Raw genomic sequence first — 14,731 nt, forward strand, 5'->3', positions numbered from 1 at the left:
GCCGCCCTCCCCGCTCGCAGGCGACGAGCCGGAGGGGACGAGGCGCGGTCGCGTCCTCGTCCCCTCGTCGGCTCGCTACCTCCACTGCTCCGCCGGGGCGACACCGGGCAGCGGCTTGCCGATCAGGGCCAGCGGGATGAAGAAGCCGACCTGCCCGATCGCCATGGCGAGCGTGGCGAGCGCCTTGTCGTCGTAGTGCTCGGACGCCTTCGCGTAGAGGGCGTCGGGGACGCGCTCGCCGTCCGGGTTCGGGGTCAGGACGGCCTCGACGAGTTCCAGCGCGACCCGCTCGGCCTCGGTGAAGTAGGGGGCGTCCCGCCAGGACGCCACGGCGGTGACGCGCTCGTCGGTCTCGCCCGCCTTGCGCAGGTTGCCGGTGTGCAGGACGGTCAGATAGGTGTTTCCGACGATCTGCCCCGCGCGCAGCTGCACCAGGCTGACAGTGGTTCGAGGGATCGAGCCGTTGCCGGTGGCCTCGAACAGCGCGCCCGCGACCTTCCCCAGCTCCGGGACGAGCTTGGCGGGATTGGGGAGACGGGACTCGGTCATGGGAGTTTCCTTTCCTGGTTTCGGTGTTCTCACTGCACTGACGGTTGGGGCGCCGCGGATGTGACCGGTGTGGGGGACTGGGTTCGCGGCCGGAGCAGGACCACGGCGGCGACGATCGCGACCAGGTAGAACCCGCCCGCGCCGAGCAGACCGGTCGTGTAGCCGTCGGTCATGGCGTCCCTTGTGGCCGCGCCCGCGGCGCCTGCGATGCCCGCCAGGACCGCCAGGCCCAGCGCGCCGCCGATCTGCTGGCTGGTGTTGACGAGCCCCGACGCGATGCCGGAGTCCTGGGCGGCGACGCCCTGCACGCCGCTGATCGTGGCCGCGACGAAGCCGATGCCCAGGCCGATCCCGGCGACCAGTTGGGCGGGCAGCAGGGTGGCCAGGGCGTTCTGGTCCGGGGTGAGCAGGCTGAACCAGCCCATCGCGACGGCCGCCACCGCCAGGCCGGACGCCAGGGTGGTCCGGGCGGAGGTCCGGGCCCGCAGCCGGGGCCCGACCATGCCGGAGCCGATCCCGATGCCGATCGCGAACGGCAGGTACGCCAACCCGGTGATCATGGGCGGGTAGCCCTTGATCGACTGCATGTAGAGCGTGAGGAAGTAGAACGTGGCCAGCTGGCCCGCGCCCATGAGCAGCATGACCAGGTTCGCGCCGAGCCTGCCCGGGTCGGCGAGCAATCCCGCGGGCAGCATCGGGTCGCGGCCGCGGCGCTGGATGACGGTGAACGCGACGGCCAGCGCCACGCCCGCCGCGCCGAAGGCCAGGGTCTGCCCGTCGAGGCCGTCGGACCCGGCCCGGTTGATCGCGTAGACCAGCGAGCCGAGCGCGAGGGTCGCGGTGACCGCGCCCAGCAGGTCGATGCCCCCGCGCTGCCGGGTGCCCGGGACCACCACGAGGGTGCCGACGAGCAGCAGGACGGCGAAGGGGACGTTGACGAACATGATCCACCGCCAGCCCAGGTACTCGGTCAGCGCGCCGCCGAGCAGCAGGCCGACCACCGCGCCCAGGCCGCCCATCGCGCCGTACACGCCCAGCGCCCGGTTGCGCGCCGGTCCGGCGGGGAAGGTGTCGGCGAGCAGGGACAGCGCGGCCGGGGCGATGAGGGCGCCGCCGATGCCCTGCAGCACGCGCGCGGCGATCATCATGCCGCCGTTCTGCGCCACGCCGCCCAGCACGGAGGCGGCCAGGAACACCACCAGTCCGACGCGGAACAGCCTGCGGCGGCCGAGCAGGTCGCCCGCGCGCCCGCCCGCGAGCAGCAGGCCGCCGAACGCCAGCGCGTACGCGGTCAGGATCCAGTCCAGATCGGTCTCGGCCATGCCCAGGCCCGTCCCGATGGCGGGCAGGCCGACGGTCACGATCGTGCCGTCCATCACGATCAGCAGCTGCGCGGCGGCGATCACCAGCAGCGCCAGGCTGGGACGGGGTTGTGCGGTCATGGTGGACCTCCTCATGCCGCGCAGGCGGCGCGGTGGACCGCGGCGACGAGCCGGCCGTGTTCGGGGTAGGACCAGTCGAAGGAGAAACGGCGGCGGGTGTAGCCGAAGGCGATGCCGCCCAGCGGGTCGGCGAACGACTCCGCGCCAGCGGATCCGTTGTGCCCGAACGCGTTCGCGCTCAGCATCGGGTAGCGCAGGCCCTTGGCCTGGAAGCCCAGTGCGTACTGGCCCGCGTCGCCGGTGACCAGGTCGCGGCCGGTGGAGTGGAGCATGGCGAACTCGCCGAGGGTGTCGGGCTTGAGCAGCGGGGACTGGCCGTCCAGCCCGAAGACGGCGGCGGTGTACAGCGCGGCCAGCGCCCGGGCGTTGCCCACACCACCGGCGGAGGCCTGGCCGAGCGCGCGCACGCGCCGGGTGTTGATGAAGGCCACCTGGTCCAGCGGCGGGGTGGAGTTGAGGCCGTAGCCGACCCCGGTGACGCTGTTCGGGCCCGGGACGTCCGCCCAGAACGCCGCGAGCTCCTCCGGGCTCGCCAGCCCCGGCAGCACCTCCCGGTACCGGTCCTCCAGCGCCTCCGGCAGCCCGAGGTACAGGTCAAGCCCGTGCGGCGCGCGCACCCGCTCCTCGAAATGCTCCTGGAGCGACCGGCCGGTCGCCCTGCGGACCACCTCGCCGACCATCGCGAAGGTCACGAACGCGCCGTAGCCGTAGGCCGAGCCGGGCCGCCAGTACGGCCGCTGCCCGGCCAACCGCCGCGCGATCACCCGGTCGTCGGCCAGTTCCGCGGCGGTCAGTCCGCCGTCGACGCCGATCACGCCGGAACGGTGGGTGAGGACGTCCCGCAGCGTGATCCGGTCCTTGCCCGCGGTGGCAAACTCCGGCCACCAGTGGGCGACGGGCTGGTCCAGGTCCACCGCGCCGTCCTGCACCAGGAGTGCCACGACCAGGGTCGCGGCGCCCTTTGTCGCGGAGTAGACCCCGGTCAGCGTGTCGCCGGTCACCCCGTCGCCCGCCCACAGGTCGACCACCCTGCGGCCTCCCGCGTACACCGCCAACTGGGCGCCGGACTCCCAGTCGACCGCGGCGGCGAATTCCTCGCGCACCGGCTCGAATCCGTCGGCCACCGTGCCCTGAACCTCGCTGATGTCCATGCTTTTGCGCTGCTTCCGATCGTCGTGTTACCGATTTGTCGGAGGCATGACGCATGGGCCGCCGAGAGTGTGACCACCGCGCGGCGGTCACATCGGGGACCTTCCGTTCGTCATGGGTACGACCGTCGAGACGAAGGACGACCATGAACGAACACGACTTCCTGGCCCAGCGGTTCGAGGAGCACCGCGCCCACCTGCGCGCGGTGGCCTACCGGATGCTCGGCTCCCTGGCCGAGGCCGACGACGCCGTGCAGGACGCCTGGCTGCGCCTGGCGCGGTCCGAGGCCGAGGACATCGACAACCTCGGCGGCTGGCTGACCACCGTCGTCGGCCGCGTCTGCCTGGACATGCTGCGCTCCCGCCGACTCCGCCGGGAGGACCCGCTGGAGGCCCGCCTGCCGGACCCGGTCGTCACCGACGACGATCCCGAGCAGCAGGCGCTGATCGCCGACTCGGTCGGCCTGGCCCTGCTGGTGGTGCTGGAGTCGCTGAACCCGGCCGAACGGCTGGCCTTCGTCCTGCACGACCTGTTCGGCATGCCGTTCGAGCAGATCGCCCCGATCATGAACCGCACCCCGGTCGCGGCCAGGAAGCTCGCCAGCCGCGCCCGCCAGCGCGTCCAGGGCGCGACCCCCACCCCGGACCCCGACCCGGCCACCCAGCGCCGCGTCGTCGACGCCTTCCTCACCGCGGCCCGCGGCGGCGACCTCACCGCCCTCATGGCCGTCCTCGACCCCGACGTCACGCTGCGCGCCGACGGCGGCAAGGCCCTCCCCGGCGGCATGCGCGTCCTGCACGGCGCCGAGGCCGTGGCGGGACAGCTGGCCACCTTCCAGCGCATGGCCACCATCTCGACCGTCCGCCCCGCACTCGTCAACGGCGCCGCGGGCCTGGTCAACACCATCGACGGCGACCTCATCTCGATCATGAGCTTCACGGTCGCCGACGGCCGGATCGCCGCGATCGACATCCTCTCCGACCCGGACCGCCTCGCTCAGCTCGACCTCAGCGACCTGGAGGTCTGACGGGCTTGGCGGGTGCGGCGCGATGGTCTTCGTGTTCGAGGCCTAGTCCAGAACGGGCGGTTGGTTGACGCCGCGTCCGCTACCTTCTGTTCGTGGCTGTCGCTCGGCCTGGTCCTGGAGGTTCGTGTGCGGTTGATCGTCGACGCCGATCCGGGGATCGATGACGCGCTCGCCCTGCTCTACCTCGCGGCGCAGGGTGGGGTGGAGATCGTGGCGGTGGGCAGTGTTCACGGCAATGGTCCTGCGGCGCAGACCGCGGCGAACGCCCGGCATGTGCTCGGGTTGGGCGGGCTGCCGGAGGTGCCGGTGGCGGTGGGCGCGTGGCGGCCGCTGGCGCAGCCGTTGGAGACCGCCGAGTTCGTCCACGGCCCGGACGCGCTGGGCGGGCACGGCGTTCCGATCAGCGGGGATGTCCGGGGCGAGTCCGCCGCCGAGCAGGTGGTCCGGTTGGCCAGGGCGAATCCGGGCGAGCTGACCCTCCTCGCGTTGGGTCCGCTGACCAACGTCGCCCTGGCCCTGCTGTTGGAACCCGATCTGCCGCGCCTCCTGCGGGCCGTCGTGGTCCTGGGCGGGGCGATCGGGGTGCCGGGCAACCTGACCGCGCACGCGGACGCGAACTTCTACCACGACCCGGAAGCCGCCGACCTGGTCCTCGGCGCCGGGTTCACCCTGACCCTGATCGGGCTCAACGTCACCGAGGCCGCTCGCGCCGACGGGGCCTGGCTGGACGCGCTCAGCACCTCCGACAACCCCCGCGCCCGGTTCGCGACCGCGGTGCTGGCCCACTACGCCGCCTTCTACACGAACATGTTCGGCGTCCGCGTCGCCACGCTGCACGACCCGCTCGCCGCCGCCATGGCCCTCGACCCCGGCCTGGGGACCTACGAGCAGATGGTGGTCGGCGTCGAACTCGCCGGGACGCACACCCGGGGGCAGACCTTGACCGACCTGCGACGGCTGTCCAGCGACGTCCACATCGCCAGCAGCCTCGCCGGGGGCAGGCCGCCGGTGTCCGTCGCCATGACCGTCGACGCGCAGGCGTTCCTCGACCGGCTCTTCGCCGCCCTGACCCGCCCTCTCCAGCCCTAGCCCGACTCCTTCGCGGGGCGGACGTGGCGCAGCATGACGGAGACCAGGGCCGCGGTCGCGAGCAGCACGACGGCGCTGATCGCCGCGATCAGGTGCAGCCCTTCGGTGAAGGCCGTGCGGGCGGCGGTGAGCAGCAGATCGCCGACCGGGGCAGGCAGCCGCTCAGCGGCCGAGACCGCGCCGCCCAGGGTCTCCTCGGCAGACCGCACGGCGTCCTCCGGCAGCCCGAGCGGGACGGTGCTCGTCACCTCGGAGCGGTAGACGGCGACGCCGATGGTGCCGAGGATCGCGATGCCCAGCGCGCCGCCCAGCTCCGGCGCCGTCTCCGACAGCGCGGACGCCTCGCCCGCCCGTTCCGGCGGCGCGGAGCCGACGACGAGGTCGGTGGTCAGGGTCATCATGGGGCCGAGGCCGAGCGAGATGACGGTGGAGCCGAGCACCAGCAGGGGCAGCCCGGAACCCGGCGTCACCGGGATCAGCATGCCGAACCCGGCGGCGGAGAGCGCCAGACCGGCCCCGACCACGAACCCCGGCCGCGCCCTGCGCGTGAGCATCGGCGCGAGGGTGGAGCCCACGATGACGCCGCACGCCGACGGGACGGTCCACAGACCGGCGTGCAGCGGGGAGAGCCCGAACACCAACTGCAGGTACTGCGCGAGGAAGAAGTTGGCTCCGAAGAGGACGAAGACCCCGAACAGCAGCGTGCCCAGCGACACGCTGAAGGCGGGGGAGCGGAAGAGCCGGAGGTCGATCAGCGGGTCGCTGCGGTGCTGCCGCCGGACGAACCAGGCGCCGATGAGCAGACCGGTCACGATGGCCGCGATCGACACGATGTCCAACCCGTTTACGGCCATGTGCTTGAGGCCGTAGATCAGGACGAGGACGGCGGCCAGGGACAGTCCGGCGCTCACCACGTCCATCCGGCCGAGGGCCTCCTCGCGGTGCTCCGGCAGCAGGAGCGGGGCCAGGGCGATGACGAGCACGCTCACCGGCGCGGCGATGAGGAACACCGCGCCCCACCAGAAGTGCTGGAGGAACCACCCGCCGATCAGCGGTCCGATCGCGGTGCCGCCCGCCACGCTGGCGATGACGACGCTGATTGCGACTGTTCGCTGCCGCGCGTCGCGGAACAGAGTGGCGGCGAGCGACAGCGCGGCGGGCATCAGCGTCGCCCCGGCGACACCGAGCAGCGCCCGGGTCGCGATCAGCATCTCGGCGCTGGTCGAGTACGCGGCGAGCACGGACGCGACGCCGAACACCGCCGATCCGACCATGAGCAGCCGACGCCGCCCGATGCGGTCGCCGAGCGTGCCCATGGTGATCAGCGAACCGGCGAGGAGGAATCCGTAGATGTCGATGATCCACAGCGACTGCGCGCTGCTGAGCGAGAGGTCCTGGGAGATCGCGGGCAGGGCGAGGTTCGGGATGGTCAGTTCCAGCGACGCCAGCAACGTGGGCAGGGCGAGCATGGCGAGCCCGGCCCATTCGCGCCTCCCGGCACGAGAGGCACCGATCGTGTTCATGCGCCGACGCTAGAACCTTGACAAAAGTAGAGGTCAAGGATCACGCCGGGGAGGTCAGACCAGTCCGCGCCGGTTGGCCTGGATCCCGGCCTGGAAGCGGGTGGTGGCACCGAGTTCGTCGAGCAGGGCGGACATCCGCCGGGTCATGGTGCGTTGGGTGATGCCGAGGGATCGCATGATCGCCGCGTCCTTCATGCCCGAGGCGAGCAGGGTCAGCAGCTCGCGGTCGCGGTGTCCGGAGCGCAGGGCGGGGCCGATCGGGGTGGCGCGCTCCCACAGCATGTCGAAGCAGGCGATCAGCGCGTCGAGGAGGGGCGAGCGGTGCACCAGGATCCGCGAGCCGGTCTCCGAGATCTCGAAGCTGAGCGGGATCAGCGCCATCCTGCGGTCGGCGATCATCATCTTCATCTGCACGTCGGGCAGGGTGCGGGCGTCCTCGCCCGCCTCGGTGTAGGCCGTGATCTCGGCCAGCCGCGCCCGGTCGTCGGGCGCGGGGGTCTGGTAGATCGTGCGGTAGACCACGCCGCGCCGCAGCCCCTGCAGTTCCTCCACGTTGTGCTCCGGGGCGCCGCCCAGGTACGGCGGGCAGTCGATGAGCAGCACCTCCTGCCGGGCGGCCAGCTGGATCTGGGCGATGTGGTGGCGCACCGCGGGCCCGCCCTCGATCAGCTCGACGAGGTCGCCCGGCTCGCCGCGCGGCGCGTCCTCGTACATCGCGGCGAGATCGCGGGTGACCCCGCGCAGGCGGTCCAGTTGCTCGGCTCGGCGCGTGGTGAGCGCGTCCAGGGCCACCTGCGGCGGCGCGGGCACGTAGCGGGCCGGACGTCCGGGCAGGCGGGTCGCCAGGCCCGCCTCGATCAGGTTCCCCATCGCCCGCGACAGACCGCCCGAGGACACCCCCAGCGCGGCGGCGAGCTCGCTGGCCTCGGCCCGGGGCCTGCGCAGGAGCCGCAGGTAGAGTGCGCCCTCGGCGACGCCGAGGCCGATCGGCTCGAGGAACCCGGGGTCGAACTCGTCCATCGCCCCACCCTAGCCTGGCCAGATCTGGCCATTGGCCACCTTTGCCCTTCTCGGCAGGGCGCTTCGCTGTATACGGTCCCCCTTCCGAGCGATGAGGACCGAACCGGGGGCGTCATGAACCGGGAACTGAGGCAATTGCTGCGCACCGGCCCGTTCGAGGTGGCGCTCGACGCCGCCATCGAGGCCTCCGGGCTGACACTGGAACGGCTGCGCAGCAGGCTGGCGGACAGCGGCGTGACCGTCAGCCGCACGGCGATCTCCTACTGGCGCACCGGCCGCAGCCGACCGGAACGGGCCGAGTCGCTGGTGGCGCTCAGCAGGCTGGAGCAGGTCCTGGGGCTGCCGTCGGCGTCGCTTGTCGCTCTGCTCGGCGGGCGGCGCCCGCGCGGGCGGACGCCGGGACGCCCACCCGGCACGCTGTCCCGGCGATCGCTGTGGCCGTCCTGCGGCAGCCTGCTGGCCGGGCTCGAGACCACACCCGAGGGGGAACTGGACTTCCTCAGCATCACCGACTCGATCAACGTCAACGAGAACACCGGTGAACGCAGGCAGCGGACCCGGCTGGTGCTGCGGGCCGCCGCCGACCGGGTGGACCGGTACGTCGTGTGCCACGAGGTCGACGACCCGGCGTACCCCGCGCCGGAGTTGGTCGGGGTGGCCTACGCCCGCGTCGGGCGCGTGCGCGCCGACGCGGCCAGCCGGGCGCTGGTGGCGGAGTTCCTGTTCGACCGGCCGCTCGGCCGCGGCGAGCACACCGTGATCGAGTACGAGGTGCGCCTGCCGGACCGGCAGCCGCTGGACCACTGCTACCGCCGGTTCCCTCGGCCGGTCGGGCTCTACACCGTCATGCTGCGCTTCGGCGGTCCGCCCCCGGGCAGGCTCCGCCGCTATGACCGACCCGGGCTGCACGGTCCGGAGAAACACGTCGAGGATCTGTGGCTGGGGGCCGCGGGCACGACAGCGCTCGTCGCCCCGTCAGTGCGTCCCGGCACGATCGGCGTGCGCTGGGAGTCCTGACGCAAATGGGGAAATCTGTTCCGCGAAGCCAGCCCTGACCTGCGATCTCCTCTGTGAACAACGTGCTGGCACCGGCCGTAAACAGATCACTTCTGATCCTGGACGGGCCCGACTAATTTCCGGCATTGCAAGCTCCGTGAATTAAGGAGTAGTTCAATGCCCTGCAAATCGAAAACACTGCTGGCGCTCGCGCTGGCAGCGGTCACGGCAGGCGGGCTCGCCTCGCCTGCCCACGCCGAGGAACCCGAGGGTGAGGTCCTGGGCGGGGCCAAGAACCCGGTCCCCGGCAACTACGTCGTCAAGCTCAAGGAATCGGCGGTCCGCGCGGCGGGTGTCGCCGGAACCGTCGACTCCCTGGTGGACAGGTTCGGCGGCAAGGCGACGCACGTGCTCACCCGGGTCATGCGCGGCTACGTGGTGGACAACCTCAGCGAGCAGCAGGCGCGGCGTCTGGCGGCGCACCCGGCCGTCGAGTCCGTCATGCAGTCGGGCACCTCCCGCGCGGGCGACACCCAGGACAACCCGGCGAACTGGGGTCTGGACCGCATCGACCAGCGCGACCGTCCGCTGGACAAGAAGTACACCTACCCCAGCCACGGCGGCCAGGGCGTCAACGTGTACATCGTGGACACCGGAATCCGCTACTCCCACCAGGAGTTCGACGGCCGGGCGAAGTTCGCCGCGGACTTCATGGTCCCGGCCGACAACGGCAACGACTGCAACGGGCACGGCACGCACGTCGCGGGCATCGCGGGCGGCGAGACGCGCGGTGTGGCGAAGAAGGTCACGCTGCACTCGGTGCGCATCCTCGACTGCAACGGGCGCGGCAAGGACAGCGACGTCGTCGTCGCCGCCGACTGGCTCGCCCGCAACGCGATCAAGCCCGCCGTGGCGAACCTGAGCGTCTACACGGACAACCCGTCCATCGGCGTCGACGCGATCAAGGGCTCGATCGCCGCGGGCGTGCAGTGGGCGCTGATCACCGGCAACAACGGCGGCGACTCCTGCAACTACGGCCCCGGCCCCCGGGTCGAGACCGGCGTCCGCACCGGCAACGCGACGAGCAGCGACTCCCGCGCTGGCGATTCCAACGACGGCGCGTGCATGGACCTGTTCGCGCCGGGCAGCAGCATCAACTCGTCCTTCCACCAGTCGGACTCCTCGTACGGGCAGCTGTCCGGCACCTCGATGGCCGCCCCGCACGTGGCAGGCGCCCTGGCGCTGCGGCTGGCCGAGGCGCCGTCCTCGACGCCAGCCGACCTGAAGAAGTGGGTCGTCGACAACGCCACGACCGGCAAGATGACCAACATCCGGGCGGGCACCCCCAACCGGCTGCTGTACCTGCCCGCGGGCAACCCCCAGCCGGGTAACGACTTCTCCATCTCGGCCAACCCCGCGTCGGTCAGCGCCGACCCGGGCCAGGCGGTCAGCACCACGATCTCGACGGCCGTCACGCAGGGGTCGGCGCAGAGCGTGCGGCTGTCGGCGAGCGGGCTGCCCTCGGGCGTGACCCCGTCGTTCGACCCGTCCTCGGTGACCGCGGGCGGCTCGTCCAGGCTGTCGCTGGCCGTGGGCGCCTCGGTCACGCCGGGCACGTACAACGTCACCGTCACGGGCACCGGCACGGACGCCACCCGCACGGTGAACGTGTCGCTGAAGGTCAACGGCGAGGTCCCGCCGGGCAGCTTCACCCTGACGGCCAGCCCGACCAGCGGCTCGGTCGCGCAGGGTTCGTCGGTGACGACGAGGATCAGCGCCGACAGCGCGTTCCAGGCGGACGGCCAGTCCGGCGTCGGGGTGGTCGGTGGCACGCCCACCACGGTGGCGAAGTACCCGTTCATCATCTCGCAGCACCGCACCGGCGGCGTGCGGCCGCAGGAGCAGTCCTGCACCGGTTCCGTCGTGGCGCCGAGGAAGGTCCTCATCGCCGCGCACTGCAAGTTCTCCCAGGGCGAGCCGAAGTACCTGATCTACGGGCGCGACGACCTCGCGAACACCAGCACCGGCACCCGGATCGAGATCACCGAGTACAAGACCCACCCGAGCTACAACCCGGCCGACGGCTGGCGGACCGGCTTCGACGTCGCGGTCATCACCACGGCGAGCGACATCCCCACCCCGGCGGGCATGGCCTACCCGCGGATCGCCAGGTCCACCGACTCGCTGCCGATCGGCACGCGCGGCACCGCGGTCGGCTACGGCAAGTCGGACGTGAACGACGCGAACCGCAACACCCAGCTGTACGAGGCGGTCCTGCCGGTGGTGGAGGACCAGAAGTGCCGTGACATCGCGGGTCACTTCGACGCCCGGTACATGTTCTGCAACGGGTACGGCAGCGGCGGCCCGTCGCTGTGCCAGGGCGACTCCGGCGGCCCGTACCTGCACAACGGCGTGATCTACGGCGTCTTCTCCTGGCTGCGCACCGACTGCGCCTACTACCAGGCGCACGCGAAGATGCACGGGGTGCTCGGCGACTGGGCCAACCAGGAGATCGGCTCCACCAACCCGCCGACCGGGGACATCACCCTCTCCGCCAGCGGCCTGCCCACCGGAGCCACCGCGTCGTTCAACCCGGCCAAGATCGGCGTGGGCAGCGCCTCGACGCTGACGATCAGCACCACGTCGTCCACCCCGGCAGGCACCTACGAGATCACCGTCACCGGCACCAAGGACAGTGAGTCCCGGACGGTCAAGTACAGCCTGACGGTCACCACGGGTGGCCCTGGCCCGACAGAGCTGTCGCTGACCAACCCGGGCACGCAAACCAGCGTCAAGGGCCGCGCGGTGACCCTGCAACTCGTCGCGAGCGGCGGCAGCGGCGGCTACCGCTTCACGGCGACGGGTCTGCCCGCCGGGTTGAGCCTCAACTCGTCGACCGGCCTGATCAGCGGCACCCCGACCACGTGGGCCAACTACCACCCACGGGTCACGGTCACCGACAGCGCGGGGGCGAGCGTGAGCCAGTCGTTCTACTGGTTCATCTTCCCGTACTGATCGGAGCGATTGACGGCGAACCCGGGCGGAGGGGCCACCCTCCGCCCGGGTTCGCTCAGGTAGAGACGCACGTTTGGACGGCGACCGGTCTGTCGGCGCGACGGACGGCGGGGAAGGCCATCAACACCAGAGTGGCGACGACGATCATCGCCGATGCTCCATAGAGGACTATCTGATGGCCGATGACCGTCGCGAGCTGACCTGCGATGAGGTAACCGAAGGGCACCACGATCAGCTCGCCGAAGGTCATGTACGAGCTGACCCGCCCGAGGAGTTCCGCGGGCAGTCGCCGCTGGACGAAGGTGCTCCAGGCGATGATCGAGAGGTCCATGCCCACCCCGGTCACGAGCGCCGCCGCGACCACGAGCCAGATCGGCGCTTGGCCGGCCATCGCCAGGGCCGGGAGCGCCATGGGAAAGCTCGCGGCGATGCACACCAGCAGTGGGCGCGACGGCTGCCACCTCAACGCGCCGAGCGACCCGACCACCAGACCCGCCGCGAAGGCGCCTTGGACCACGCCCCAGGCGGGGCCACCTCCGTAGGAACTCGCGGCCGCGATCGGGCCGAGGAACTGGAAGCCCGCCATCCACGCCATGACGACGACGCTGCCGTGGAGGACGAAGCCCCACAGCCAGGGGCGCTGGCGGACCTCCTTCCAGCCTTCGGCCAGATCCTGCCGGAACCTGGCCTGCTTCTTCGGCACGCGAGCGACCCTCAACCGGGAGAACAGCGCCGCTGAGATGAAGAAGGTGGCGGCATCCCATGCCAGCGCCCACTCGGGGCTCGCCACGGTGATGAGGATGCCGACCAGGACCGGGCCGCCGACCTTGAAGGCGTTGACGGGCAGGCGGATCAGGGCGTTTGCCTGCTGGAGGTCTTCGGGAGGCACCAGCTGCGGCACGATGCCCTGCATCGCGGGGAGGGTGAACGCGGAGGCGGCGCCGCTGGTGGCCGCCAAGGCGGTCAGCCAGGGCAACGGCGCCTTATCCGTGAACAGCAGCACGGCGACGGTGGCCTGGGCTGCGCCCGCGACGCAGTTGCCGGTCGCGAGGATCGTCCGTCGCGGGAAGCGGTCGGCGGACACCCCGCCGATGAGGGACAGGATTGCCTGGGGGGTGATGGTGGCTGCCAGCACCAAGGCCAGCGCGCTCGGCTCGGCGTGGCGGTCGATCACGGCGAAGGCGAGGGCGATCGGCGCCATCGCGCTTCCGGCCACCGAGATGACGCGGGCGAGGAGGAAGGTCCGGAAGGCGCGGTGGGCGAGAGGCCCCTGAATCAAGGAACCCTCGCAGAACGATCGACGATTGCCGGTAGGTGGGAGACATGGTCCAGGACCGGCTGGAGTTCGCGCCGGACCAGCCTGCGGATGGTCCCGACATGGCGCAGGCGGGGAACCGCCGTGGGGAAGCGAGTGAACCGCGCGCTCCGGTCGATGGTGAAATGGAGTATCCCGGTCAGCGGGAAGTCCCACCGCAAACCCTTGTCGTGCTGTTCCGGCGGGGGGATGTTCGGCAAGGACGGCGGTGACGGCCATACCTTGCCCTCCTCGGTGGTGGATCTGTCGACGATCTTCCGGCCGGCCGCGTCCCGGAAGGCGTAGTAGGCGGGCTCCTCATAGACCAGCAGCAGGAGCCTGGTGGGCTCGGAAACGCGGATCGCCTCGGTGAACTCCCAGACGGTTCCCGGGCCGGGAGACGCGGTCATGATGACGGTGTGGGCGCCCCGGATCAGGCTGCTGACCGTGTCCTTCCAGTCGTCGACCGGCAGGTAGCCGCGCTCCGCGCCGAGTGCGGGCAGGCGTTCGCCCGGTTCGCCGATCGCGATGACGCGGCCGAGGTCGCGGAACTGGCGCAGCACGAAGGCCTCCTGCGTCAACCCCGGCAGCTCGAACGGCGAGCGGGTGTGCCAGCCCGGCGCCTCGGGGGACGCGGCCAACGCCGCGTCGACGGAGAAGGGGCGCAGGTAGAGCAGGTAGCGCTGGCCGTCGAGGGCGTCGAACGAGACGGTTCGGCGCAGGTGTCGCCTTCCCCGCTTCACCGCCGCGCGGCCCGCGCCTGCGAGGAGGCCGCCGGAGGCGATGACGCCGACCAACACCGCCAAGCGGACCGAGACCGGCCTTTCCGCCATCTCGCGGCTTGCCTCGAGGAAGAGGAACTTGATCAGGAAGGTGCCGCTGAAGGCCAGGAGAAGGCCAATCCCGCCTGCTGTCCACCCCAGGCCGACCAGCAGCCGTCCCACGCCGCGGCGCTGGGCGGTGGATGCGGCGGGTCCGGTCACGGGTGATCGCTCGGCTCTCCTCGTCGGCGCAGGGAGCTGTTTCCCGGCCGGTCCTTCGTCCTCGCCGCGCATGAGTCCGTTCAGCGCTCCTAGCGCGACAAGCACCCAGGGGATGGTTTGTCCGGCCGCGAGCGCGCCGGACAGGTGGGTCACCAGCACGGGCACGATCACCGCGATCGCCAGGACGTGCCCCGCTCTCACCAGGGCGTCCATCCGGGCGACCGCGAGCGCCGCGAGGCTCGCCGCAGTTGCCCACGGGCCGAGGAACGGGATGGCCAGCTCTCCCGCGAAGACGAACAAGCGCACCGGCAACGCGTCGACCTGGGGAACGTGGATGACCGCGTCGCCCAGCCTCACCGGCGCGTAGGCGAAGTTCCGGGCCGCCAGCCACGCCATGCAGAACGCCGAGATCAGGAAACTCGACTTCAGCGGCGCCGGGAGCGCCGGAGTCCGGGGAGCCGCCCGGTGGCCGCGGAACAGGACCACGCCGGCGACGTGGATCAGGACGACCACGGTCAGGACCCAGGTGACGGCCTCGGGACTCCACGACACCGGTCGATCATCTCGCCCGGCGAGCGCACCTGCCCCGAACCGCGAGAAGACGACACCCTGCGGGCCCGCCTCTCACCCGGATGGACCAGGCG

At 71.6% G+C, this 14,731-nt stretch carries 11 protein-coding genes; 4 read left to right on the plus strand and 7 right to left on the minus strand.

From position 1 onward, the window contains the following. Window positions 1-75 precede the first annotated feature (75 nt). The 3 genes from IEY98_RS22385 to IEY98_RS22395 are packed head-to-tail and all read right to left on the minus strand — an operon-like array spanning window position 76 to window position 3,142. Window positions 76-549 (minus strand): carboxymuconolactone decarboxylase family protein, encoded by a 474-nt coding sequence (locus IEY98_RS22385; protein ID WP_189212582.1) that lies wholly within the window; start codon window positions 547-549, stop codon window positions 76-78. A 29-nt stretch (window positions 550-578) separates the two neighbouring features. After that, window positions 579-1,991: an MFS transporter gene (locus IEY98_RS22390; protein WP_229787230.1), complete on the minus strand. Its 1,413-nt coding sequence runs from the start codon at window positions 1,989-1,991 to the stop codon at window positions 579-581. Window positions 1,992-2,002: 11 nt separating this feature from the next. Next, complete coding sequence (locus IEY98_RS22395; RefSeq protein ID WP_189212584.1) at window positions 2,003-3,142, minus strand: serine hydrolase domain-containing protein; 1,140 nt, start codon at window positions 3,140-3,142, stop codon at window positions 2,003-2,005. Window positions 3,143-3,285: 143 nt separating this feature from the next. On the opposite strand from IEY98_RS22395, the gene sigJ reads away from it, so the two are divergent. Then, a complete protein-coding gene (gene sigJ, locus IEY98_RS22400) occupies window positions 3,286-4,167 on the plus strand; it encodes an RNA polymerase sigma factor SigJ (RefSeq protein WP_189212585.1) in 882 nt (293 codons plus the stop codon). A 126-nt stretch (window positions 4,168-4,293) separates the two neighbouring features. Continuing rightward, window positions 4,294-5,256, plus strand: coding sequence for a nucleoside hydrolase (locus IEY98_RS22405; RefSeq protein ID WP_189212586.1), 963 nt, complete (start codon window positions 4,294-4,296; stop codon window positions 5,254-5,256). Here the strand turns inward: IEY98_RS22405 and IEY98_RS22410 are convergent. Then, entirely contained in the window at window positions 5,253-6,779 is a 1,527-nt protein-coding gene (locus IEY98_RS22410; protein ID WP_189212587.1) for an MFS transporter, read from the minus strand. The two genes, IEY98_RS22405 and IEY98_RS22410, sit on opposite strands and share 4 nt — an antisense overlap. Before the next feature lie 54 nt (window positions 6,780-6,833). Next, window positions 6,834-7,799 carry a helix-turn-helix domain-containing protein gene (locus IEY98_RS22415; RefSeq protein WP_189212588.1) on the minus strand — a complete coding sequence of 322 codons (966 nt, stop codon included), beginning with the start codon at window positions 7,797-7,799 and terminating at the stop codon, window positions 6,834-6,836. 114 nt (window positions 7,800-7,913) lie between these two features. On the opposite strand from IEY98_RS22415, the gene IEY98_RS22420 reads away from it, so the two are divergent. Then, complete coding sequence (locus IEY98_RS22420; protein WP_189212589.1) at window positions 7,914-8,816, plus strand: XRE family transcriptional regulator; 903 nt, start codon at window positions 7,914-7,916, stop codon at window positions 8,814-8,816. A gap of 156 nt (window positions 8,817-8,972) precedes the next feature. Continuing rightward, on the plus strand, window positions 8,973-11,810 hold the full coding sequence (locus IEY98_RS22425) for a trypsin-like serine protease (RefSeq protein ID WP_189212590.1): 2,838 nt from the start codon (window positions 8,973-8,975) through the stop codon (window positions 11,808-11,810). A gap of 55 nt (window positions 11,811-11,865) precedes the next feature. Here IEY98_RS22425 and IEY98_RS22430 read toward each other — a convergent pair whose 3' ends face one another. Next, window positions 11,866-13,089: an MFS transporter gene (locus IEY98_RS22430; RefSeq protein WP_189212591.1), complete on the minus strand. Its 1,224-nt coding sequence runs from the start codon at window positions 13,087-13,089 to the stop codon at window positions 11,866-11,868. Beyond that, on the minus strand, window positions 13,086-14,639 hold the full coding sequence (locus IEY98_RS22435; RefSeq protein ID WP_189212592.1) for a hypothetical protein: 1,554 nt from the start codon (window positions 14,637-14,639) through the stop codon (window positions 13,086-13,088). The genes IEY98_RS22430 and IEY98_RS22435 overlap by 4 nt, the downstream gene beginning before the upstream one ends. Between the last annotated feature and the right edge of the window lie 92 nt (window positions 14,640-14,731).

This window comes from Actinokineospora fastidiosa, from assembly GCF_014648415.1.
Taxonomy (GTDB): domain Bacteria; phylum Actinomycetota; class Actinomycetes; order Mycobacteriales; family Pseudonocardiaceae; genus Actinokineospora; species Actinokineospora fastidiosa.